The 230-nt window shown below is 61.3% G+C and carries 1 protein-coding gene; it reads left to right on the top strand.

Annotated elements, in window-relative coordinates; genetic code table 11:
* The coding region (locus tag EOD29_RS35525) for an ABC transporter permease subunit (protein WP_127248944.1) at positions 1–230 on the top strand (230 nt) is incomplete at both ends.

Genomic DNA, 230 nt, shown 5'->3' with positions numbered 1-230 from the left:
CCGGTTCTGATCCTGACGCTGTCGGTGATCTACATCCCCGGCGCCTACCGCTTCGCGCGGGCGCTCGCCGTCAACATCAATGCGATGGATTTCATCACCGTCGCGCGCATCCGCGGCGAAAGCACCCTCTATCTCATTCGCTCCGAAATCCTGCCCAACATTGTCGGGCCGGTGCTTGCCGATCTCGGCATCCGCTTCGTCTTCATCGTTCTGCTGCTCTCCGGGCTTTC

This window comes from Mesorhizobium sp. M1A.T.Ca.IN.004.03.1.1, assembly GCF_003997555.1.
Taxonomy (GTDB): Bacteria; Pseudomonadota; Alphaproteobacteria; order Rhizobiales; family Rhizobiaceae; genus Mesorhizobium.
Note: the sequence above shows the minus strand (reverse complement) of the source record. Positions and strands in the feature narration are given on the sequence as shown.